Below are 22430 nucleotides of genomic sequence, written 5' to 3'. Positions count from 1 at the left end.
CTCGCGGGCCGCCCGGCGGATCCTTCAGCTGAGTGAGAGGCTACGCGATCAGTCGCGCGGCTTCTCCACCATCTCGATCGTCTCGATCTCGTCGCCGACCTGGATGTCGTTGTACTTGCCGAGGCCGATACCCGCCTCGAAGTCCGTGCGGACCTCGGTGACGTCGTCCTTGAAGCGGCGCAGCGACTCGATCGCCAGGCCATCGGCGAGCACGACGCCGTCGCGGATGATGCGCGCCTTGGCGTTGCGCGTGATCGTTCCGCTGCGGACGATGACACCCGCGATGTTGCCGAACTTCGACGAACGGAACACCTCGCGGATTTCGGCGAGACCCGCCTGGGCCTCCTCGAACTCCGGCTTGAGCATGCCCTTGAGCGATGCCTCGACGTCGTCGATCGCGTTGTAGATGACGTTGTAGAAGCGCACGTCGACACCCTCGCGGGCCGAGGCCTCGCGCGCCTTCGTGTCGGGCCGCACGTTGAAGCCCAGCACGATGGCGTTGTCGATGGTGGCGAGGTTGATGTCGCTCTCGGTGATCGCACCGACGCCGCGGTGGATGATCCGCAGCTGCACGCTGTCGTCCACCTCGATCTTCATGAGCGACTCCTCGAGCGCCTCGACGGCACCCGACACGTCACCCTTGATGATGAGGTTGAGCGACTCGACCTTGCCCTCCTCGAGCGCCTTCGTGAAGTCCTCGAGCGACATGCGCTTGCGGGCCTTCGCGAGGGCCGCGTTGCGCTCGACCGCCTCGCGCTTCTCGGCGATCTGACGCGCGGTGCGGTCGTCCTCGGTGACGAGGAACAGGTCGCCCGCTCGCGGAACCGAGTTGAGGCCCTGCACCTGGACGGGACGCGACGGAGCCGCCTCCTGCACGCGCTCGCCGTGCTCGTCGATCATGGCGCGCACGCGGCCGTACGCCGTGCCGGCCACGATCGGGTCGCCGACGCGCAGCGTGCCGCCCCGGACGAGGACGGTCGCGACGGATCCGCGGCCCTTGTCGAGCTTCGCCTCGATCGCGACGCCGCGCGCCTCCTTGTTCGGGTTCGCGCGCAGGTCGAGGCCGGCGTCGGCCGTCAGGAGCACGGCGTCCAGGAGGTCCTGGATGCCCTGGCCCTTGATCGCCGACACGTCGACGAACATGACGTCGCCGCCGTACTCCTCGGCGACCAGCCCGTACTCGGTGAGCTGGGAGCGCACCTTGGCGGGGTTGGCGTCCGGCTTGTCCACCTTGTTGACGGCCACGACGACCGGCACGTTCGCCGCCTGGGCGTGGTTCAGCGCCTCCACCGTCTGCGGCATGATGCCGTCGTCGGCCGCGACCACGAGGATCGCGATGTCGGTGACGTCGGCACCGCGGGCGCGCATGGCCGTGAAGGCCTCGTGACCCGGGGTGTCGATGAACGTGACCGCGCGGTCGTGACCGTCGTGCTCGGTCCAGATCTGGTACGCACCGATGTGCTGCGTGATGCCACCGGCCTCGCCCTCGATCACCGAGGTGTTCCGGATCGCGTCCAGCAGTCGCGTCTTACCGTGGTCGACGTGGCCCATGACCGTGACCACGGGGGGACGGATCTCGAGGTTCTCGTCGTCCTCCTCGAGCTCTTCCTGCTCGAGGTTGAGGCCGAAGCTCTCGAGGAGCTCCTTGTCCTCGTCCTCCGGCGAGACGATCTCGACCTTGTAGCCGATCTCGGCGCCCAGCACCTCGAACGTCGACTCGTCGAGCGACTCCGTCGCGGTCGCCATCTCACCGAGGTGGAAGAGCACCGTGACGAGGTTGCCCGGCTGCACGGGCACGCCGTGCATCTGTTCGAGCTTCTCGGCGAAGTCCGCGATCGAGGCGCCGCGGCGCATGCGAACGATCGTGTTGCCGTCGCCCTTCGGGACCTTGACGCCGCCGACGACGGGCGCCTGCCGCATCTCGAATTCCTGGCGCTTGGCCCGGCGCGACTTGCGCTGCTTGGACTTGCCGCCCCCCTTTCCGAACGCACCCGCCGTGCCGCCGCGGCGGCCACCGGGGCCGGGACGACCGGCGAAGCCGCCGCCGGGACGACCCGGGAGGCTCCCGCCCGCGCCACCCGGGCGCTGCTGGAACGGGGCTCCGCCCGGACGGCCACCGCCGGCACCGGGGCGACCGCGGCCGCCGCCGGGACGACCCGGCTTCGGCGCGCCGGGGCGCGGGGCCTGCGGCTTCGGGGGACGCGGGATGTTGCCGGGCGAGGGACGCTGGCCCATGCCCTGCGACGACGCGAACGGGTTGTTGCCGGGGCGGGGGCCGCCCGGGCGCTTGCCCATACCCTGCGACGACGCGAACGGGTTGTTGCCGGGGCGCGGCTGGCCCGGGGAGGGCGCGGACGAACCGGGCGTGGGAGCCGAGGAGGCCGGGGCCTGGCCCGGCTTCGGGGCAGAACTCGGCTTCGGGGCCGACGGCGCGGCCTGGCCGGGCTTCGGGGCGCCCTGGCCGGGGCGCGGGCCGCGGGCGTCGGGCTTCGGCGCCGCGGGCGCCTCCGCCTGCGGCGCGGGCGTCGCGGCGGCCGGCTTCTGCGCGCCCGGCTTCGGGGCGCCGGGCTTCGGACCCCGCTGCGCGCCGGGGCGCGCGGGGGTCGGACGGGCGCCGGGCTTCGGCGCGGCGGCGGCCGGCTTCGCGTCGCCCTCCGTCGCGAAGGCGGCCCGCAGCTTGCGGGCGACGGGCGGCTCGACGGTCGACGAGGGGCTCTTGACGAACTCGCCGAGCTCCTTCAGCTTCGCGAGCGCCGTCTTGCTGTCGACGCCGAGCTCGGCCGCGATCTCATGTACGCGTGGTTTTGCCACAATTCTCCTGTCTGGGCGATCTGCCCCAGACAGGGCAGACCTCTAGAGGCGGACGGGTCTCATTTCGAGCCGTTCACTTGATTTCCATAGCTATTCAGCCGTTCCTCGAGTGTCTGCGTGTCGAGTGGCCCCGGCACACGGAGTGCTCGCACGAACGCGCGGCGCTGGAGAGCCAGCTCCACGCACGAGCGCCGAGGGTGCACCCACGCGCCCCTCCCCGGCATCGATCCACCGTCGTCGACGACGAGGCGGGATTCGGTGTGAACGACCCGCAGAAGGGCGGATCGGGAGGCACGCGCGCGACAACCGACGCACGTTCGTACGGGATCCATCCTACACGCCCCCGCCGGGGCGGCCCCGCCCGGGGGTCAATCGTCCTCGAGGATGCTGTCGGGCTGGATGTCGATCTTCGCGCCGGTCAGCTTGGCGGCGAGGCGGGCGTTCTGCCCCTCCTTGCCGATCGCGAGCGACAGCTGGTAGTCGGGCACGAGGGCGCGCACGGCCTTGGTCTTCTCGTCGAGGACGAAGCTCGACGTGACCTTGGCGGGTGAAAGCGCGTGGGCGACGAAGGTGGCGAGGTCGTCGTCGTGGTCGACGATGTCGATCTTCTCGCCGGCAAGCTCGTCCTGCACCGCGCGCACGCGCCGACCGAGCTCCCCGATGCACGCGCCCTTGGCGTTGATGGACTCGTCGCGCGCCGTCACCGCCATCTTCGTGCGGTGGCCCGCCTCGCGCGCCAGCGAGGTGATCTCCACGAGGCCGGAAGCGATCTCGGGAACCTCCATGGCGAACAGCTTGCGGACCAGGCCCGGGTGCGTGCGCGAGACCGTGATCGCCGGCCCCTTCGTGCCGCGCGAGACGCTCGTGACGTAGACGCGGATCCGGGATCCGTGCGCGTACTCCTCCCCCGGCACCTGCTCCTCGGGCGGGAGGATGGCCTCGACGGTGCCGAGATCCACGTGGATCATGCGCGGGTTCGGGCCCTGCTGCACGACGCCGGCGACGATGTCGCCCTCCTTGCCGCGGAACTCGCCGAGGACGGCGTCGTCGGCGATGTCACGGAGGCGCTGGCTGATGACCTGCTTGGCCGCGTACGCCGCAATGCGCCCGAAGTCCTCGGGATTCTGCTCCTCCTCGCCGACGACCGCCCCCTCGTCGTCCGTGACGGGGACGAGCACGGCCACGTGGCCGGTCTTGCGGTCCAGCTCGGCGCGCGCGCCCTCCGGGAGGTCGCCCGTCTGCGTGACGTGCTTCGCGAAGGCGGTGAGCACGGCCTGTTCGACGATCTCGGCCAGCTCATCGAACGGGATCTCCTTCTCGCGCTCGATCGAGCGCAGAAGTGCGAGGTCGATGTCCATGTACAGCCTCCCTATTCAGCTCTCCCGGCGCGCGCAAGGTCAGCGACGCCGTACCCCACGACGATACCCGACCGTTCCCGAGCGCCCGCCCTACGCGGCGCGCCCCGCCTCCCCGGGTCGGGGAGACGGGGCGCGGTGTCGCTCGGCTCAGGCGAGGCGGCGACGGATCGCGAGCGTCGCGCCCGCGGCTAGGAGCAGCAGGCCGGCGATGCCCGCGGCGAGCGAGACGCTGCCGCCCGTGGCGAGGAGGTCGCCCGGCTCGGCGATCGTGAGATCCGCCCACGCGATGACCTCGCCCGAGGCGTCCGTGACGACGAGGCGGTGCTCGCCCGCCGGCGCGTCCGCGGGGATCGCGAAGGTGGCCTGACCGTCGGCGGTCACGATCGCCTCGCCGAGGGCGATCGGGTCGCTGAAGAGCCAGCCCGCGACCGTCTGACCGGCGTACGCGCGGCCGACCGTGATCGACACATCCTGCCCCGGCGCGGCCTCGAGGGCCTGCTCGGCGACCCCGCGCGCGTCCTCAGTCAGGTCGGCGACCGACGGCGGCACCGCGGCGCCGGGGGTCGTACCCTGGCCCGACCCGCTCGCGGAGCCCGCCCCGTTCGCGGAGCCCGAGCCGTTCGCCGCGCCGGAACCGTTCGCGGATCCCGAGCCCTCGGCCGAGCCGGAACCGTCCGCGGATCCCGAGCCCTCGGCCGTGCCGGAGCCCTCGGCCGTACCGTCCGAGCCGGACCCGGCGCCGCCGTCGGACGGGGCCGCGAGGTCGAGGCCGACGATGATCGGGTTGTGGTCGCTCGCCCGGAAGACCGAGTCGTCGTACAGGAGCGTGGCGTTGTAGTTGTAGCGGCTGTACTCGAAGCCGACCTGTTCCTGCGCGTTGATCTGCCACACGTCGACGTCCGTGACGAGCGCCAGCGCCTCCTCGTTCGCGAACACGTGGTCGAGCGATCCGTCGAGGCCGTCGTAGTTGTACGTCGCCTCGCCGCCGTTCAGCGCGTAGTTCAGGTTCGTGAACCCGCTCGCCTCGATGGTCCGGGCCGGGTCCTCCGCCGCGTAGGCGTTGAAGTCACCGGCGAGGAACACGGCGTCGATGCCCGTGGCGTCCTGCACCTCGGCTGTGAAGGCGACAAGCGCCTCGGCCTGCGCCACTCGGTCCGGGTTGGCGTTGCCCTGGCCCGTGCCGTCGTCAGTGCCGGATCCCTTCGACTTGAAGTGGTTCGCGGACACGAGGAAGGCCTCGTCCTCGGACGCCCCCTCGGCCGTGAAGGCCTGGAACAGCGGCTCGCGGGCGTTGTCGAAGGCCGGGTCGTCCACGAGGATGTGCGACTCGCCGACGAGGTCGACGTCGGCCGTGCGGAAGATAAAGGCGTTGCGGATGACGTCCTCGTCCGCGGGCACCTCGGCCGGGCTCTGTGCGTACGACCAGACGCCCGCGCCGTCCTTCTCGTTGAGCGCGTCGACAAGGGTCGCGACGGCGAAGTCGCGGTCCTTGCCGTAGTGCACCGAGTTCTCGATCTCCTCGAGCGAGACGATCGAGGCGCCCGTCGCGCTGATGGCGTCGACGATCTTCGCCTCCTGACGCTCGAAGCTCTCCTCGGTCGCGGCGCCGCGCGGGCCGTTCGGCTCGCAGCGGTTCGCGCCGATCGGGGTGCCCTCGCGGTCGTCGTAGGTGGTACAGGTGCCGAGCCCCTCCGCCACGAACTCCTCGGCCGTGGTCGGGAAGTAGTTCAGGACGTTGAACGTCGCGAACGTGATGTCGCCCCCGACGCTCTCCGGCGCGGCGTTCGCCGCGCGCTCGTCGCTGAAGGTGACGAACTCGGATCCGTCGCCCGAGATCGGGGTCGTGGGCTGGAGCGACCAAGCTCCGTACCGGTAGTCGAGCACGAGCGGCGCCTCGAACGTGACGGCGGATCCGACGCGCACGGGGTTGTCGAGCGTGAGGTACGACAGCGGCTGGTCGGCGTTGCTCGAGAAGTTCGTGCTGCGCGCGTCGTCGAGCGTGATCGACGCGTTCGCGATCTCCGTGTAGGCCGCGTCGATCGCGTCCGTGTCGTGCGGGTCGATGTACGAGGTGGGCTGGACGAGCGTGTCCTCGCCGTACGCGAGGCCGAACGACCCGTAGAAGTTGGCGTCGTAGTTGTCCGTGACCGTGAAGGGCGCGTCGAGCTGCACGAGCTCGCTCTGGTGCGCCGACTTGCCCTCCTCGGTGGCGACCATCGCCCAGTCGGTCACCGGCACGACCTCTCCGAGGTCCTCGCCGAGCACCTCGATCTGGTCGACCGAGATCTCCGTGAGGCCGTTGTACTCGCTGACAGCCCCCGTCACGCGGACGCTCTGCCCGATCTCGGCGCGCGCGCTGTTGCCCCAGACGAAGATCGCGTCGGACGCGCCGTCGTCGGGGTCGCCCGCCGGATCCTGCATCGTGAAGCCGTTGAAGCCGCCCTCGCGCCAGTCGGCCGTCACGACGCCCTCGACCGTCACGGTCTGCCCCTGCATCGGCGAGGCCTGGCCCGTGCCCTGCACCTCGGCGATCGTCGCCTCGGTCGCGGGGGTCGGCTCCTCCGGGTCCTCCGGCTCGCCCGAGGAATCCCCGACGGTCTCGCCGGCGGAGTTGACCGGGGTGGGCGCGCCCGCCGTGAAGTCGGCCGAGTTGTCGTCCGTGTCCGCGCCCGTGGCGGCCCGGCCCGCGCTCGTGGAGTTGCTGAGGCCCGGCGCGGCCGCCGTCTCGAACGAGGCCGCCGAGCCGTAGCCGACCATGTCGACGAGGCCCGCCTCGCCCGCGATGTCGCCCGTCGCGTCGGAGAAGCCGCCCGTGCCCTCGTAGAGATAGACCCGTCCGTTCGCGCCCGCGAGCGCGAGGGATCCGGTCTGGTCCGGGGTCGGCAACGACTGCGGGTCGTTCGCGCCGGACGCGAGCTGCACGAGGAAGTATCCTCCGGCGGCGACGGAGCCCTCGAGCGCGAGCGAGCCGCCGGAGCCGCCCGACGCCGACTTGTACTCGAGGCTGAGGCCCGACAGCTCGATCGCGTCGCCGGTCGGGTTGAACAGCTCGACGAAGTCGTTCGAGAGCGGGGCGCCGCTGTTGCCGCCCCCTCCGTAGACCTCGCTGATGACGAGGCCGGTGCCGGTGGTGTCGGCCGCGGCCACTGCGGGAACGGCGAGCGCGCCGCCCGCCGCGAGCCCGGCGCCGGCCAGGACCGCGGCGCCGCGGCGCGCGTGAAGACGGGTCTTCGAAGACATACGAAAGGGATCCCTCGTGTCGATGACGGAAGTGGCGCCGGAGCAATCGGGCGACCCGCCGAGCGTTCCAGCGAATCGTTTCCGGCGCCTTTCCGCGATATGGACGCGAGGGAAACTCCCCCGGTCACGGGGGATTATCGGCGGGTGGTGCCCGCCCGCCGCGGGCGTGTCACGCGGTCAGGCGCGACACGGCCTCGGCGAGCGGCATCGTCTCGCGATCGCCCGAGCGGCGATTCCACAGCTCGACCTCGCCGTTCGCGGCGCCGCGGCCCACGACGACGAGCTGCGGTACACCGATGAGCTCCGCGTCTCCGAACTTCACGCCGGGCGAGGCCTTGGGCCGATCGTCGAGGAGCACGTCGCGGCCGGCGGCCTCGAGCGCGCCGACCAGCTCCTCGGCGAGGTCATAGGCCTCCTGCCCCTTACCCGTGGCGACCACGTGAACGTCGAAGGGCGCGATCTGCTCGGGCCAGATGAGGCCGCGGTCGTCGCTCAGCAGCTCCGCGAGGATCGCCAGCACGCGCGTCACGCCGATGCCGTAGGAGCCCATCGTGACCGTGACCTGCTTGCCGTTCTCGTCGAGGACCTTGAGTCCCAGCGCCTCGGCGTACTTGCGGCCGAGCTGGAAGACGTGACCGATCTCCATGCCGCGCGCGAGCTCCACCGGTCCGGATCCGTCGGGAGCAGGGTCGCCGGCGCGCACGCTCGCCACCTCGGCCGTGCCGTCGGCGACGAAATCGCGCCCCGCGATCAGCCCGTGCACGTGGGCGTCCGGCGTGTTCGCGCCGGTGATCCAGGCGGATCCGCTGACCACGCGCGGGTCGACGAGGTAGCGAATCCCCGTGGCAGACGTCTCGCCGAGGACGGGACCGGCGGCCGACCACGGCCCGATGAAGCCGCGCACGAGGCCGGGGTGACGCGCGAAGTCCTCGGGCGTGGCGGGCTCGACCTCGGCGGGCGCGAAGGCGACCTCGGCGCGCTTGTCGTCGACCTCGCGGTCGCCGGGAATGCCCACGACGACGAGCTCGCGCTCGCCGTTCGGGTGAACGAGGGCCAGGACGACGTTCTTCAGGGTGTCCGCCGCTGTCCAGCCGCCCTCGGGCGCGCCGTCGACGACCTCGTTCGCATGCGCGACGAGCGTGTCGATCGTCCTCGTTCCCGGCGAATCGAACACCACGGCCTCGGGGCGCCCCTCGACGGAGCGCGGCTCGGGCGCGAGCGTCGTGAACGCCTCGACGTTGGCGGCGTACCCGCCCGCGCTGCGCACGAACGTGTCCTCGCCGACGGGCGTCGGGTGCAGGAACTCCTCACTCCGGGATCCGCCCATCGCGCCGGCGTCGGCCTGGACGATCGCGTACTCGACGCCGAGGCGCGTGAAGATGCGCTCGTACGCGTCGCGCTGGGCCTGGTAGCTCGCGTCGAGCCCCGCGTCCGTGTAGTCGAACGAGTAGGCGTCCTTCATCGTGAACTCGCGGCCGCGCAGCAGGCCGGCGCGCGGGCGCGCCTCGTCGCGGTACTTGTCCTGGATCTGGAACAGCGTCAGCGGCAGGTCCTTGTACGAGGTGTACAGGTCCTTCACGAGCAGGGTGAACGCCTCCTCGTGCGTCGGCGCGAGCAGGTAATCGGCGTCCTTGCGGTCCTTCAGGCGGAACAGCGCGTCGCCGTACTCATCCCACCGGCCCGTCTGCTCATAGGGCTCGCGCGGCATGAGGGCCGGGAAGTGCACCTCCTGCGCGCCCGCGGCGGCCATCTCCTCGCGCACAATCTGCTCGAGCTTGGCCTTCACCCGCAGCCCGAGCGGGAGCCACGCGAAGATGCCCGGCGCCTGGCGCCGAATGTATCCGGCGCGGACGAGGAGGCGATGGCTGCGCACTTCCGCGTCGGACGGGTCCTCGCGGAGGGTGCGGACAAAGAGCTGGGAGAGACGGGTGACCACGCACCGAGTCTAGGCCGTGCCGGCGGCTAGCCTGAGCGCATGAAGTTCTCGCTCTGGCTGCCCGCACACCTGCCCTGGTCCGAGCTGCGCGCCGCTGCCCTGGACGCGGAGGGCACCGGCTGGCACGGCCTCTGGCTCGAGGACCACTTCATGGACAACACCCCCGAGCCGAACGACGGGGCGCGCGGCGAGTGCCTCACGCAGCTCGCCGCGCTCGCCGCCGTGACGGAGCGCGTGCGGATCGGCTCGATGGTGCTCGGCAACACCTACCGCCACCCCGGCGTCGTCGCGAAGCAGGCGGCGGCGCTCTCCGACATCGCCGACGGTCGCTTCGTCCTCGGCGTCGGCGCGGGGTGGCAGGAGAACGAGCACCGCGCTTTCGGCATCGACTACGGCGACGTGCCGAGCCGGATCCGCTGGTTCCGCGAGGCGCTCGAGATCTGGACGGGCCTCCGCGACGAGGAGAGCGTGTCATTCTCCGGCGAGCGCTACCACCTCGAGCGCGCGAGCCTTCACCCGCGGCCGCACGCGCGCCTGCCGATCCTCGTGGGCGGCAAGGGCGAGAAGGTCATGCCCCGCCTCGTCGCGCGGTACGCCGACGAGTGGAACTTCTGGTCGATGCCCGAGCAGTACGGCCCCAAGAACGCGATCTTCACCGACGCGCTCGAGGCCGCGGGGCGCGAGCCACGCTCCCTGCACCGCTCGACGCAGGCCCTCGTGTTCCCGGGCGACGCGGAGCGCGCCCAGGCCGTCGCCGAGAAGGGCCGCCCGGCGATCGGCGGATCCGCGGCGCAGCTGGTGGACGCCATGGGCGCCTACCGGGAGGCGGGCGTGGACGAGTTCATCCTGCCCGCCACGGCGTGCTCCTCGGCCGCCGAGGTCGCGGACGCGGGCGGCTGGTTCTTCGCGGAGGTCGCCCGGCCGTTCGTCGCGGACGCCAATGTTCCGGCCGGGCCCGGCGACGCGGGCGTCAGCTCGTGATGACCTGAGCGGTGCCGACCTGGGCGTCCGGCCCCATCTCGTCGGCGATCCGGTTCGCCTCCTCGATGAGGGTCTGCACGATGTCGGCCTCGGGGACGGTCTTGATGACCTCGCCCTTGACGAAGATCTGGCCCTTGCCGTTGCCGCTCGCGACGCCGAGGTCTGCGTCGCGCGCCTCGCCCGGGCCGTTCACGACGCACCCCATGACGGCGACGCGCAGCGGCACCGTCATGTCCTTGAGGCCTTCGGTGACGTTCTCCGCGAGCGTGTAGACGTCGACCTGGGCGCGCCCGCACGAGGGGCACGACACGATCTCGAGCGTGCGCTCGCGCAGGTTGAGCGACTGCAGGATCTGGTGACCCACCTTGACCTCCTCGGCCGGCGGGGCCGAGAGCGAGACGCGGATCGTGTCGCCGATGCCCTCGCTGAGGAGGATCCCGAAGGCGGTCGCCGATTTGATCGTGCCCTGGAACGCCGGCCCGGCCTCCGTGACGCCGAGGTGCAGGGGCCAGTCGCCCCGCTCGGCGAGCTGGCGGTAGGCCTTGACCATCACGACCGGGTCGTTGTGCTTGACGGAGATCTTGAAGTCGTGGAAGTCGTGCTCCTCGAACAGCGACGCCTCCCACACCGCCGACTCGACGAGCGCCTCGGGCGTCGCCTTGCCGTACTTCTCCAGGAGCCGGCGGTCGAGCGAGCCCGCGTTTACGCCGATGCGCAGGCTGACTCCCGCGTCCTTCGCGGCCTTCGCGATCTCGCCGACCTTGTCGTCGAACTTGCGGATGTTGCCGGGGTTTACGCGGACCGCACCGCAGCCCGCGTCGATCGCCTCGAAGACGTACTTCGGCTGAAAGTGGATGTCCGCGATGACCGGAATCTGGCTCTTCATCGCGATGATCTTCAGCGCCTCGGCGTCCTTGTCCGTCGGGCACGCAACGCGCACGATCTCGCACCCGGACGCCGTGAGCTCCGCGATCTGCTGCAGCGTCGCGTTGATGTCGTGCGTCTTCGTCGTCGTCATCGACTGCACGGAGACGGGGGCGTTGCCGCCGACCTTCACCTTGCCGACGTTGATCTGCCGCGACTTCCGCCGCGGGGCGAGGGTCTCGGGGACGCGGGGCATTCCGATGTTGACTGCAGGCACGGAACCAGACTACGCCGGGAGGGCGGAGCGGCTCCTCAGTTGCAGGGATCCACAGCGAGTGTGTAGCGTCTGTCACGTGTTCGCGAAGACTGCCTGGTGGCCCGCCTAAGACGGCGGCCCCCTTTTCGCGAATGTCGAGAACGACCGTCCATCCGGCGGTCGTTTCGCGTATGTGCGGGACCTCCGCCCCGCTATCGAAGTGAGCACCCGATGTCTTCTGAGACCGCCGACCTGTTCGCCGCGCTCGCCGCGGATCCCTCCCAGCCGTTCGCGCTCATCGCGCGGGACGGTGCGGACACCGTCGAGCTGCTGCGCGGCGACGTGATCGATGTGCCGGCCCTCGCCGACATCCCGTTGACCGCGCCCGACGGCGCCGGCCAGGAGGTGCTCGCGATGGTGCCGTTCCGCCAGGTCACCGAGCGCGGGTACGACGCGCACGACGACGGCGCCCCGCTGCGCTGCCTCGTCGTGCGCTCGCGCGAGGAGTTCCGCTCGGCCGACGTCATCGCGGCCCTCCCGTCGGAGGAGGTCCCCCTCGCCGACGCGGGCTTCGACATCGACGACGAGTCCTACGCCGAGATCGTGCGCACCGTCATCCGGGACGAGATCGGGCGGGGCGAGGGCGCCAACTTCGTCATCCGCCGCGACTACACCGCGCGCGTGGAGGCGGATCCGCGCGTCGCCGCGCTCACGTGGTTCCGCGCCCTCCTCGAGCACGAGCGCGGCGCGTACTGGACCTTCGCGATCGTCACGGACGGCCACGTCGCCGTCGGCGCGAGCCCCGAGGCGCACGTCACGGCCGAGCGCTCGGGCGACAGCCGCGTCGTGACGATGAACCCCATCTCCGGCACCTTCCGTCACCCCGCCGGCGGGGCGACGCGCGAGAGCCTCGGCGCGTTCCTCCGCGACGCGAAGGAGACGGAGGAGCTCTTCATGGTCGTGGACGAGGAGCTCAAGATGATGAGCGCCGTGTGCAGCGACGGCGGCCGCATCACAGGACCGCACCTCAAGGAGATGTCGCGCCTGACGCACACCGAGTACGTCCTGCGCGGCACCTCGCGGCTCGACCCGCGCGACATCCTCCGCGAGACGATGTTCGCGCCGACGGTCACGGGATCCCCGATGCAGAACGCGTGCGCCGTCATCCGCCGCCACGAGACGACCCCGCGCGGGTACTACTCGGGGGTCGCCGCGCTGTTCACGCCCCGCGCGGGCGGGCACGACCTGGACGCGCCGATCCTCATCCGCACGGCCTACGTCGTGGACGGCACGCTCCGCGTCCCCGCCGGCGCGACCCTCGTGCGGCACAGCGACCCCTACGGCGAGGTGGCCGAGACGCACGGCAAGGCCGCGGGCGTGCTCGGCGCGATCGGCGCCATCCCGCGCGCCGTCACGACCGTCGCGGGGAGCGACGACGACGCGCCTGGATCCGCGCGCACCCCGCTCGCGGAGGATCCCGAGATCGCCGAGCTGCTCGCGTCGCGGAATGCGCGGCTCGCGCCTTTCTGGCTCGACGAGCAGCCCGGCGCCGCCCGCCCGCTCGCGGGCCGGAGCGCGCTCGTGATCGACGCGGAGGACCGCTTCACGACGATGCTGGCCCACCAGCTGCGCCACCTCGGCCTCGAGGTGCGCATCGTGCCGTGGGACGCCGCCACCGATGCGGAGGTCGACGCCGCCGAGATCGTGCTCGCGGGCCCGGGCCCCGGCGACCCCGAGGACGCCGAGAGCGCGCGTATCGCGCGGCTGCGGAAGGTCGTCGCGCGCCGCCTCGACGCCCGCGCACCGCTCGTGGCCGTCTGCCTCAGCCACCAGCTGCTCGCCCGCGAGCTCGGGATCCCCGTCGTGCCGCTCGACAGCCCGCACCAGGGGTTGCAGCTGGAGATCGACGTCTTCGGCGAGCCGGCGGCGATCGGCTTCTACAACACCTTCACGGCCCGGGTCGGCCCCGGCGAGACGCTCCTCGTCGACGACGAGCGGGGCGAGGTCGAGATCGCGGCGGGCCCGACGGGCGACGTGTTCGCCCTGCGCGGCCCCGCGTTCGCGAGCGTGCAGGGGCACCTCGAGTCGATCCTGTCGCGCGACGGGATCCGCACGCTCGAGCGCCTCGTCGCCCACGCCGCGGCCTGAGCCGAGCGATATCGTGAGGGCATGACACACGACGTCGACGCGGTCGTCGTCGGGGCCGGCCCGAACGGGCTCGTCGCGGCGGTGACGCTGGCGCAGGCCGGCTGGCGGGTGCTCGTCCTCGAGGCGCAGCACCGGATCGGCGGCGGCCTGCGCACCGAGGAGCTCACGCTCCCCGGTTTCCGCCACGACGTGTGCTCGGCGGTGCACCCAATGGCGCTCGCGAGCCCGGCCTTCCGCGGCCTAGGCCTCGAGCGCGAGGGCCTGGCGTTCGCCCACCCGGAGATCCCCCTCGCCCACCCGGTCGGCCCGGGCGAGACGGCGTACCTCCTCCGCGACGCGGGCGACACAGCCGCGGGCCTCGGCCGGGACGCCGGAGCCTGGCGCGCGGTCATGGGAACGTTCGGGGCGCGCTGGCCGCAGCTCGCGCGCGCGATCGGGGATCCGCTGCACCTCACGCCCGATCTCATCGCGCTCGGCGCGACGAGCGTATGGCCGACGACCTGGATCACCCGGGCACTCCGCGAGGAACGCACGCGGGCGCTGATCGCGGGCGTGGCGGCGCACGCCGTCAACGACCTGCACGCCCCCGCGACGGCGCTCGTCGGCGTCGCCCTCGCCGCCTTCGCGCACGGCGTCGGCTGGCCCGTCGCGGTCGGCGGTTCCCAGTCGATCGCGGACGCGCTCGCCGCCCGGCTCGCCGCCCACGGCGGGGAGATTGTCACGGGCCACCGGGTCCGCAGCGTCGACGACCTGCCCTCCGCGCGCGCCGTGCTGCTAAACGTCACGCCCCGCCAGGCGCTGCAGCTCGGGGGCCACCGTTTCCCGGCCCGCTACGCCCACCGGCTCGCGCGCTTTCGCTACGGGGCGGGCGTGTTCAAGCTCGACTGGGCGCTCGACGGCCCCGTGCCATGGACGGATCCGCGCATGGCGAGGGCCGGCACGGTCCACCTCGGCGGCACGGCGGCGGAGGTCGTCCGCGCCGAGCGCGACGTCGCGCGTGGCCGCGTCCCCGAGCGCCCCTTCGTCCTGGCCGCGCAGGCCTCCGCCGCCGACCCGACGCGCGCCCCCGCGGGCAAGCACACGCTCTGGGCCTACTGCCATGTCCCCGCGGGGTGCGAGGTGGACATGACCGCCGCCATCGAGGATCAGATCGAGCGGTTCGCACCCGGTTTCCGCGAGCGGATCCTCGCGCGCCACACGATGTCGCCCCGCGAGATGGAGGCGCACAACGCCAACGAGATCGGCGGATCGATCGACGGCGGCCTGGCGGACATGCGCCAGCTCCTCGCCCGCCCCGTCGCCTCCCTTTCGCCCTGGGCGACGCCGGATCCGCAGCTCTTCCTCACGTCCGCGTCGACGGTGCCGGGCCCCGGAGTGCACGGCATGGCGGGCTGGCACGCCGCCCGCACCGTGCTCGCGCGGCTCGGCTGAGGTCAGCCCGACCCGAAGAGGTCGACCGGGTTGAAGATGTCGGCCGCGAACAGCAGCGCGCCCATGCCGATCATCAGCACGACGACGACGAGCGTGAGCGGGACCAGGCGCGTCGCGTCGGCCGGCTGCGGCGCGGGCCGCCCCGTGAGGCGCGCGAACAGCCGCTTCGCGCCATCCCACAGGGCCACGACGACATGACCGCCGTCCAGCGGCAGGAGCGGGATGAGGTTGAACACCATCAGCGCGATGTTGAGGGATCCGATGAGCCCCAGCATGACCGCGACGCGATCGACGATGGGCGCTTCCGTCGCCGCTACCTCGCCCGCGATGCGCCCGACACCGATCACGCTGATCGGGCCGTCCGCGTCGCGCTCGCCGCCCGTCAACAGGTCGACGGCCGTGTCGTACAGCCGCACGGGAAGCTGCACGATGATCTCCGCGACCGACCCGACGTTCTCGAAGGCCGCCTCGGCGCCCGCCGTCAGCGGCTGGCGCACGCGCTCGGTCGTCGGCGAGAACCCGACGAAACCGACCTCGTCCGTGACCTCGTCGCCCGCGGCGTTCGTGTAGGTGTTGGTCGCGAGCACGGGCGTCACGCGGAGCGTCTCTCGCGCGCCGTCGCGGTCGACGACGACCTCGATCGTGTCGCCCGGGTGGTCGCGGATGATGGCTGACGCCTCGGCGAACGTCGCGGTCGCCGTGCCGTTCACGGACACGATCTCGTCCCCCGGCTCGAGGCCCGCGGCCGCGGCAGGGGACGCGGGATCCGCGTCGGTGCACGCGGTCTGCGCGGATCCGGCCGGCAGCACGCACTCGGACACGGACGCGACCGTCGTCGTGGACTGGGTGACGCCGATTCCGCTGAAGAGCACGGAGAACGTCACGATCGCGAGCACGAGGTTCATGGCGGGCCCGCCGAGCATGACGACGACGCGCTTCCACGTCGCCTGCCGGTAGAGCGTGCGCTCGCCCGCCTCCGCGATCGTCTCGTCGTTCGCCGCGCGCGCGTCCTGCACGAGCGCCGACCAGATCCGCGTGCGGCGCGCGTCGTGCGCGGGGCTCGGCGGGTACATTCCGGCGATCGAGATGAACCCGCCGAGCGGAAGGGCCTTGAACCCGTACTCGGTCTCGCCCACGCGCCTCGACCAAAGCGTCGGCCCGAACCCGATCATGTACTGGCCCACACGCACGCCGAACGCCTTGGCGGGGAGGATGTGGCCGAGCTCGTGCAGCGCGATCGACAGGGCGAGCCCGACGAGCATCACGAGAACGCCGACGACGAAGGCGAGGGCGGTCATCGGTCAGTCGTCCCCGTACGGGTTCGGCCAGACGCGCGCGGGCGCGGGGTAGCCCGCCGCGGCGAGCGCGCGGCGGGCGAGCTCGCGTGCCGAGTACCCCCACTGGACGCCCTCGATGTCGCGGTAGTTCTGGTGCCCCGGACCCGCCCAGAGGATCGCGTCCCCCTCGCCCGCCAGGGAGACTGCGCGGACGATCGCGCGCTCGGGCGGCGAGACCTCGTGTAGCTCGCGGTCCGGATCCGCCGCGCGCGCGCCCGCGATCAGCTGCGCGCGAATGGACGCAGCGTCCTCGTGGCGCGGGTGGTGATCCGTGACGACCACGACGTCGCTGTCCCGCGCCGCGATGCGTCCCATGTCCGCGCGCTTGGTCGCGTCGCGGTCGCCGTCCGCGCCGAAGAGCATGACGACGCGGCCCGGCGTAACGCGCCGCACCGCCGCGAGGGTCTTCTCGAACGCGTCGGGCGTGTGGCCGAAGTCGACGTATACGGCGGGGCCGCGATCCCCCGAGACGAGCTGCGTGCGGCCCGGTACCCACGCGACGAACCCGCCGTCGCGCTCGAGTGCGCGCGCGATCCGCTCCCAGTCATACCCCGCCTCCAGCAGCATGACGACGCAGAGGCCGGCGTTGGCCGCCATGTGCGCGCCGATGACGGGCACGGTCGTCTCGAGGACGCGCCCGCCCGGGCCCGAGAGCCGGAAGGAGGTGCCGCGCTGGCGCTCGCGCGTCACCTCGACGATCCAGTCCGCCGACCGCGCCGCTGCCTCGTCCGCCGCGATGTCGGGCGACGCGATCGTCGTCACGGGCACGGCCGCCTCCCGCGCGATGCGCAGGCCCGCCGGCGAGTCGAGCGAGACGACGGCGCGGCGGGCGCGGTCTGCGCCGAACAGGGGCGCCTTGGCCCGGTAGTACGACTCCATGTCGCCGTAGTCGTCGAGGTGGTCGTGGCTGAGGTTCGTGAACGCCATGACGTCGAAGACCACGCCGTCGACGCGATGCCGGGTCACCGCCTGGGCGCTCACCTCGACGGCGACCGCCTCCACGCCCGCCTCGCGCATGCGCGCGAGCTGCGCGTGAAACTCGGTGGCCTCCGGGCTCGTGAGGCCGGCGACGACGCGCTCGCCGGCGACCACGCGCTCGGCCGACGTCGAGGCGCCCGCGACGACGCCGATCTGCGTGAGCAGCCCCTCGAGCAGGTGGGAGACGCTCGTCTTGCCGTTCGTCCCCGTCGTGCCGAGCAGGAGGGGGAGCGGATCCGCGGGCGTCGTCGCCGTGACCCACGCCGCGGCGTCGGACAGGACGAGCCGCGGATCCTCGACGACGACGACCGGCAGCCCGGCGTCGCGGGCGAGGCCGGCGCCGTCTGCGTCGGTGAGCACCGCGCACGCGCCGCGCTCGGCGGCCTGCGCGGAGAACTCCGCCCCGTGGCGGTTCGCGCCGCGCACCCCGACGAATACCTCGCCGGCGGCGAGGTCGGTCGAGGAGAGCGTGATCCCCGTGACGGGCGTGTCGGCCGCGCCGACGAGTTCGCCACCCACCCGCTCCGCGAGCCCGCCGAGCGTACGCCGGACGGGTCGCTCGGGGCGCAGCATCGTCGGAGGGGTCCGCCGCACGCGCGGCAACTGGGTGAGGTCGATCTCGCTCGTCACGGGGTCGATTCTCTCAGCGCCGCCCGCGGATCCGCTGATCGGCCGCGCGGCGCGCCCACGCCTCGGCGTCGGCGAGCGCGTCGAGCGTCAGCTCCGCCGGCGCGTCGTGCGCGTCGACGACGGCCTCGACCGTGTCGACGATATCGGTGAAGCGGATCGCCCCGTCGTGGAACGCCTCCACGGCCTGCTCGTTGGCCGCGTTGTACACGGCGGGGAAGGTGCGCCCCTCCCGCCCGACGCGCCGCGCAAGCCGGACGGCGGGGAACGCGTCGTCGTCGAGGGGTGCGAACTCCCACGTCTGCGCGGCCGTCCAGTCGATGGGCACGTCGACGTCGGGCAGGCGCTCGGGCCAGGACAGGCCGAGCGCGATCGGCACGAGCATGCGCGGCGGCCCGGCCTGCGCGATCGTGGACCCGTCGCGGAATTCGACCATCGAGTGGATCATCTGCTGCGGGTGCACGACGACGTCGATGCGGTCATACGCGATGTCGAACAGCAGGTGTGCCTCGATGACCTCGAGGCCCTTGTTGACGAGCGTCGCGGAGTTGGTCGTGATGACGCGCCCCATCGCGAAGTTGGGGTGGCGCAGCGCCTCGGCGGGCGTGACGTCCGCCAGCTCGGCGCGCGTGCGCCCGCGGAACGGCCCGCCCGACGCCGTGACGACGAGCCGGCTGACCTCGCCGCGCTCGCCGGCGCGGAGGGCCTGGGCGATCGCCGAGTGTTCGGAGTCGACCGGGACGATCTGGTCGGGCGCGGCGCGCTCCTTCACGAGCGCCCCGCCCACGATCAGGGACTCCTTGTTGGCGAGCGCCAGGGTGCGGCCCGCCTCGAGCGCCGCGAGGGTCGGGCCGAGCCCGACGGATCCCGTGATGCCGTTGAGCACGATGTCAGCGTCGACGTCCCGCACGAGCTGCGCGGCCTCGGCGGCGCCGAGGGCCGTGTGCTCGACGCCGAACTCCGCGGCCTGCTGCGCGAGCACCTCGGCGTTCGAGCCGGTCGCGAGCCCGACGAGCTCGAAGCGGTCGCCCGCCCGGCGGATAACGTCGAGCGCCTGCGTGCCGATCGAGCCGCTCGACCCGAGGACGATGACCCGCCGCACGGCTCAGGACTCCGAGGCGTGCAGCGTGCCGAGGATGTCGACGACGAAGACGAGCGTCTCGTCCTGCAGCTCGTTGCCGTCCGATGCGCCGTAGCCCTCGGCGGGCGGGATCACTGCGATCACCTGCGAGCCGACCTTCTGCCCCACGAGCGCCTTCGTGAAGCCCTCGATGACGCCCGACGTGGAGAACTGGGTCGGCTCGCCGCGGGACCAGCTCGAGTCGAACTCGGATCCGTCGGATCCCTTCACGCCGAGGTACTGCACGAAGACCGTGTCCCCGTCCTCGACGGTCTCGCCGTCGCCCGCCTTGAGCTCGGCGATCTCCGTCTCGTCGGGCTCGGAGAAGTCCTCGGGCAGGGTCACGCTCGGCGTCCCGTCCTCGGCGACGTCGACCGTCGGGAAGCCGTCGACCGGATCCTGCTCCTCGCCCGTCGCGGAGGTAGGGACCGTCTCGAAGAAGTCCAGGACGTAGACCTGCGAGGCGTAGGCCGTGCCGTCCGACGTCGTCTGACCGGGGAACGTGAAGGCGACGCGCGTTCCCGGCGTCGCGCAGCCGAGCGCCATCCCGAAGATGTTGTCCGCCGAGACGGCGGCCGGCAGCGCCGACCCCGCCTCGTACCCCTCGGCCCCGACCTTCTCGCCTGTCTCGGCGTCGAACACGGTCGCGGCGTAGCTGATGTACTCGCCGGTCTCGAGCGGGTCCCCCTCGCCCTCCGTGATGATTTTCGTCTCAATTTCGTCCATCTCCAGCGGCGCGTCGAACGTGACGGTGGCCTGGGACCCGAAGTCGCCGTCGACCTCGACCGCGTCGATCGCGTCGCCCGCGGGGGCGGCGGCATCGCAGAGGTCCGTCGCGGCCTCGGTCGCCGGCTCCTCCTCGGGCGTCTCGCCGGAGCACCCGGCAAGGGCGAGCGCCGCGACGGCGGCGGTGGACAGAATCGCAAGGGAGCGGCGGCGCACGGAAACCTCAATTCGTGGACGGACGCGCCCATCCTGCCGCATTGTGGCTATGCATGGGCTGACCCGCCGCGATTCGGCGCCGGAGTGGATTCCTGTCGCGGCATGCGCGCGACGTACCCTGGAGGGATGACCGATTCGACGGGGAACCGCCCAGAGACGCCGAGCTGGGCGTACACCTTCGGCCGCATGGTCCTCGCCCCCGTCGCGCGAGCGCTCTACCGGCCTCAGGTCGAGGGCAAGGATCTCATTCCCCGCGAGGGGCCCGTGATCTTCGCGAGCAACCACCTCTCCTTCATCGACTCGATCGCGATCCCGATCGCCGCCGCCCCTCGCCCCGTCCACTTCCTCGCGAAGGCGGAGTACTTCACGGGCGCGGGGCTGAAGGGCTGGCTGTCCCGCACGTTCTTCACGGCCGTCGGCGCCACGCCCGTGGAGCGCGGCGTCGGCCAGGCGGCGATGGACGCGCTCGACCAGCAGAAGCGGATCCTCCACTCCGGCGCGGCGATCGCGCTGCACCCCGAGGGCACGCGCTCGCGGGACGGGCGGCTCTACAAGGGGCGCACCGGCGTGGCGTATCTCGCGCTCGAGACCGGCGCGCCCGTGGTGCCGATCGGGCTCATCGGCACCGACAAGGTCATGCCCGTGGGCCAGAAGCTGCCGTCGCTCCGTGAGCGCGTGACGGTGCGGTTCGGGGCGCCGCTCGACCTCGCGCACCACGGCCCGGCGACCTCGGGTCGCGCCCGGCGCGGCGCGACCGACGAGATCATGGCGGCGATCCACGCGCTCTCCGGCCAGGAGCTCGCGGGGGTCTACAACGAGCTGCCCGCGCAGAGCACGGTCGAGAAGATCAAGCGGGCCCTGCCGCACGAGCGCCGCTGATCCTCCGCACGAGCGCGGCTCGCCCTAGGCGACGACGATCTCGGGGCGGACCTCGACGGGGAACGCGACGCTGTTCGCGATGAAGCACCACTCGTGCGCGTCGTGGTGCGCGTCCGCCGCGGCCTGGCGCATTCCCTCCTCGGCGATCACGACGCGCGGCCGGAGGACGACCCGCGTGAAGCGCCCGGCGTTGCCCGCCAGCTCCATGTCCCCCTCGGCTGCGTCCTCGTAACCCGTGACGACGACGCCGCGCGTCGTGGCCGCGTGCAGATAGGACAGCAGGTGACATTCGCTGAGGGCCGCCATGAGCATGTCCTCGGGGTTCCACTTCGCGGGATCCCCGCGGAACGGGCGGTCGGCCGAAGCCTCGAGCTCGGGCTTCCCCGCGACGCGAATGGAGACGTCCCGCGCGTAGTCGCGGTATCCGCTCGTACCGGTCCCCCTGTCGCCCGTCCAGGTCGTCGTGACGGCGTATCGGTGGGTGCTCATGTCGCCACGCTAGCCCCGTTTAGGCTGGAGGACGTGCCGACCGCAGAGACGTTTTCCTCCTCCTCCGCCGCCGAGCTCGCCGTCGTCGAGCGCGGCGGCTTCGTCGAGTCCCGCCACGCCGGATCCGCCATCGTGCTCGCCCCGTCGGGCGAGGTGATCGCGAGCCACGGCGATCCGCAGGCGCTGATCCTGCCCCGCTCCTCGCTGAAGCCGCTGCAGGCGATCGCGTGCGTCACGGCCGGCGCTGCGCTGGAGGGCGAGAAGCTCGCCGCCGCGACCGCGAGCCACAACGGCACCGAGCGACACGCCGACCTCGTACGCCGTATGCTCGCCGATGTCGGCCTGACCGAGGACGCCCTCCTCTGCCCGCCGGCCTGGCCCGCCGACAGCGACGCGCGCGCCCGCCTCACGGCGGACCACGGGGAGCCCTCGCGCCTGTTCCACAACTGCTCGGGAAAGCACGCCGCCATGCTCACGGCGTGCCGCGCGAGCGGATGGGACACCGCCACCTACCTCGACGCGGACCACCCGCTCCAGGTGCACATCCGCGAGGTGGTCGAGCGCCTGACCGGCGATCGGATCGCGGGCTCCGTCATCGACGGCTGCGGCGCCCCCGTGCACGCGATGTCGCTCGAGTCGCTCGCGCGCGGCCTGCACCGCGCCGGTACCTCGGCCGAGTCGTCGCCCTTCGCTCTGCACCGCGTCGCGGCGACCCTCCTGCGCGCGGTGCGTGAGAACGCGTGGGTCGTCGAGGGCCCGGGGGGCGACGACACGGCGACGATCGAACGCTTCGGGCTGTTCTCGAAGAAGGGCGCGGAGGGCGTCCAGGTGCTGGTCGCGCCGGACGGCACGACCGTGGCGTTGAAGATGCTCGACGGCTCGAACCGCGCCGGTTCCCTCGTCGCGCTCGCGCTGATGGCGCGCGCCGGCGTGGTCTCGGTGGCGGACGTCGCCGAGGCCGCCGCGGAGCGACCGGGCCTGCGCGTGCTCGGCGGCGGCCGCCCCGTCGGCGTGATCCGCGCGGTCGTGTAAG

The 22430-nt window shown here is 72.4% G+C and carries 16 protein-coding genes; 5 read left to right on the top strand and 11 right to left on the bottom strand.

Translation table 11 applies throughout. The annotated features are described in order from the left end of the window. Nucleotides 1-48 precede the first annotated feature (48 nt). The 5 genes from infB to GJQ66_RS02515 all read right to left on the bottom strand — a co-directional run bounded on the left by infB (nt 49) and on the right by GJQ66_RS02515 (nt 9345). The gene (gene infB, locus GJQ66_RS02535; protein WP_368732577.1) at nt 49-2811 is read right to left on the bottom strand and encodes a translation initiation factor IF-2; all 2763 of its coding nucleotides are present in this window, start codon (nt 2809-2811) and stop codon (nt 49-51) included. 59 nt (nt 2812-2870) lie between these two features. Continuing rightward, nucleotides 2871-3143 carry a YlxR family protein gene (locus GJQ66_RS02530; RefSeq protein WP_155047766.1) on the bottom strand — a complete coding sequence of 91 codons (273 nt, stop codon included), beginning with the start codon at nt 3141-3143 and terminating at the stop codon, nt 2871-2873. Nucleotides 3144-3179: 36 nt separating this feature from the next. Further along, nucleotides 3180-4169: a transcription termination factor NusA gene (gene nusA, locus GJQ66_RS02525; RefSeq protein WP_155047765.1), complete on the bottom strand. Its 990-nt coding sequence runs from the start codon at nt 4167-4169 to the stop codon at nt 3180-3182. 147 nt (nt 4170-4316) lie between these two features. Then, nucleotides 4317-7409, bottom strand: a complete 3093-nt coding sequence (locus tag GJQ66_RS02520) for an ExeM/NucH family extracellular endonuclease (protein ID WP_155047764.1) — start codon at nt 7407-7409, stop codon at nt 4317-4319. A gap of 169 nt (nt 7410-7578) precedes the next feature. Then, entirely contained in the window at nt 7579-9345 is a 1767-nt protein-coding gene (locus tag GJQ66_RS02515) for a proline--tRNA ligase (protein ID WP_368732576.1), read from the bottom strand. 39 nt (nt 9346-9384) lie between these two features. Here GJQ66_RS02515 and GJQ66_RS02510 point away from each other — a divergent pair, with 39 nt between their 5' ends. Continuing rightward, nucleotides 9385-10326, top strand: coding sequence for an LLM class flavin-dependent oxidoreductase (locus GJQ66_RS02510; RefSeq protein WP_155047763.1), 942 nt, complete (start codon nt 9385-9387; stop codon nt 10324-10326). On the opposite strand, the gene ispG is transcribed toward GJQ66_RS02510, so the two are convergent. Further along, complete coding sequence (ispG, locus tag GJQ66_RS02505) at nt 10316-11467, bottom strand: flavodoxin-dependent (E)-4-hydroxy-3-methylbut-2-enyl-diphosphate synthase (protein ID WP_368732575.1); 1152 nt, start codon at nt 11465-11467, stop codon at nt 10316-10318. The two genes, GJQ66_RS02510 and ispG, sit on opposite strands and share 11 nt — an antisense overlap. A 210-nt stretch (nt 11468-11677) precedes the next feature. Here ispG and GJQ66_RS02500 point away from each other — a divergent pair, with 210 nt between their 5' ends. After that, the gene (locus GJQ66_RS02500) at nt 11678-13594 is read left to right on the top strand and encodes an anthranilate synthase family protein (RefSeq protein ID WP_155047762.1); all 1917 of its coding nucleotides are present in this window, start codon (nt 11678-11680) and stop codon (nt 13592-13594) included. A 21-nt stretch (nt 13595-13615) separates the two neighbouring features. After that, entirely contained in the window at nt 13616-15025 is a 1410-nt protein-coding gene (locus GJQ66_RS02495) for an NAD(P)/FAD-dependent oxidoreductase (RefSeq protein WP_155047761.1), read from the top strand. A gap of 2 nt (nt 15026-15027) precedes the next feature. On the opposite strand, the gene GJQ66_RS02490 is transcribed toward GJQ66_RS02495, so the two are convergent. From GJQ66_RS02490 to GJQ66_RS02475, 4 genes are all read right to left on the bottom strand, one after another. Continuing rightward, nucleotides 15028-16323 (bottom strand): RIP metalloprotease, encoded by a 1296-nt coding sequence (locus GJQ66_RS02490; protein ID WP_155047760.1) that lies wholly within the window; start codon nt 16321-16323, stop codon nt 15028-15030. Nucleotides 16324-16326: 3 nt separating this feature from the next. Next, nucleotides 16327-17913, bottom strand: coding sequence for a Mur ligase family protein (locus GJQ66_RS02485; RefSeq protein ID WP_155047912.1), 1587 nt, complete (start codon nt 17911-17913; stop codon nt 16327-16329). Nucleotides 17914-17983: 70 nt separating this feature from the next. Then, nucleotides 17984-19069 (bottom strand): 1-deoxy-D-xylulose-5-phosphate reductoisomerase, encoded by a 1086-nt coding sequence (gene dxr / locus GJQ66_RS02480; protein WP_368732574.1) that lies wholly within the window; start codon nt 19067-19069, stop codon nt 17984-17986. 3 nt (nt 19070-19072) lie between these two features. Then, nucleotides 19073-20029: an FKBP-type peptidyl-prolyl cis-trans isomerase gene (locus GJQ66_RS02475; protein WP_368732573.1), complete on the bottom strand. Its 957-nt coding sequence runs from the start codon at nt 20027-20029 to the stop codon at nt 19073-19075. A 126-nt stretch (nt 20030-20155) separates the two neighbouring features. Between GJQ66_RS02475 and GJQ66_RS02470 the strand changes: the two genes are divergently transcribed. Continuing rightward, nucleotides 20156-20908 (top strand): 1-acyl-sn-glycerol-3-phosphate acyltransferase, encoded by a 753-nt coding sequence (locus tag GJQ66_RS02470; protein WP_230379230.1) that lies wholly within the window; start codon nt 20156-20158, stop codon nt 20906-20908. A gap of 24 nt (nt 20909-20932) precedes the next feature. Here the strand turns inward: GJQ66_RS02470 and GJQ66_RS02465 are convergent, their stop codons facing one another. Further along, nucleotides 20933-21397 (bottom strand): OsmC family protein, encoded by a 465-nt coding sequence (locus GJQ66_RS02465; RefSeq protein ID WP_155047757.1) that lies wholly within the window; start codon nt 21395-21397, stop codon nt 20933-20935. A gap of 33 nt (nt 21398-21430) precedes the next feature. Between GJQ66_RS02465 and GJQ66_RS02460 the strand changes: the two genes are divergently transcribed. Further along, a complete protein-coding gene (locus tag GJQ66_RS02460) occupies nt 21431-22429 on the top strand; it encodes an asparaginase (protein WP_368732572.1) in 999 nt (332 codons plus the stop codon). Nucleotide 22430 lies beyond the last annotated feature (1 nt).

This window comes from Microbacterium sp. ZXX196, assembly GCF_009709595.1.
Taxonomy (GTDB): Bacteria; Actinomycetota; Actinomycetes; order Actinomycetales; family Microbacteriaceae; genus Microbacterium; species Microbacterium excoecariae.
This window is presented reverse-complemented; position numbering and strand designations above follow the sequence as displayed.

What these genes read in the sequence shown, in the direction of transcription:
- nusA (WP_155047765.1), bottom strand. Translation starts at nt 4,169, where the DNA reads ATGGACATCGACCTCGCACTTCTGCGCTCGATCGAGCGCGAGAAGGAG.
- GJQ66_RS02520 (WP_155047764.1), bottom strand. Translation starts at nt 7,409, where the DNA reads ATGTCTTCGAAGACCCGTCTTCACGCGCGCCGCGGCGCCGCGGTCCTG.
- GJQ66_RS02500 (WP_155047762.1), top strand. Translation starts at nt 11,678, where the DNA reads ATGTCTTCTGAGACCGCCGACCTGTTCGCCGCGCTCGCCGCGGATCCC.
- GJQ66_RS02510 (WP_155047763.1), top strand. Translation starts at nt 9,385, where the DNA reads ATGAAGTTCTCGCTCTGGCTGCCCGCACACCTGCCCTGGTCCGAGCTG.
- GJQ66_RS02470 (WP_230379230.1), top strand. Translation starts at nt 20,156, where the DNA reads ATGACCGATTCGACGGGGAACCGCCCAGAGACGCCGAGCTGGGCGTAC.
- GJQ66_RS02485 (WP_155047912.1), bottom strand. Translation starts at nt 17,913, where the DNA reads ATGCTGCGCCCCGAGCGACCCGTCCGGCGTACGCTCGGCGGGCTCGCG.
- GJQ66_RS02490 (WP_155047760.1), bottom strand. Translation starts at nt 16,323, where the DNA reads ATGACCGCCCTCGCCTTCGTCGTCGGCGTTCTCGTGATGCTCGTCGGG.
- GJQ66_RS02530 (WP_155047766.1), bottom strand. Translation starts at nt 3,143, where the DNA reads ATGGATCCCGTACGAACGTGCGTCGGTTGTCGCGCGCGTGCCTCCCGA.
- GJQ66_RS02465 (WP_155047757.1), bottom strand. Translation starts at nt 21,397, where the DNA reads ATGAGCACCCACCGATACGCCGTCACGACGACCTGGACGGGCGACAGG.
- GJQ66_RS02495 (WP_155047761.1), top strand. Translation starts at nt 13,616, where the DNA reads ATGACACACGACGTCGACGCGGTCGTCGTCGGGGCCGGCCCGAACGGG.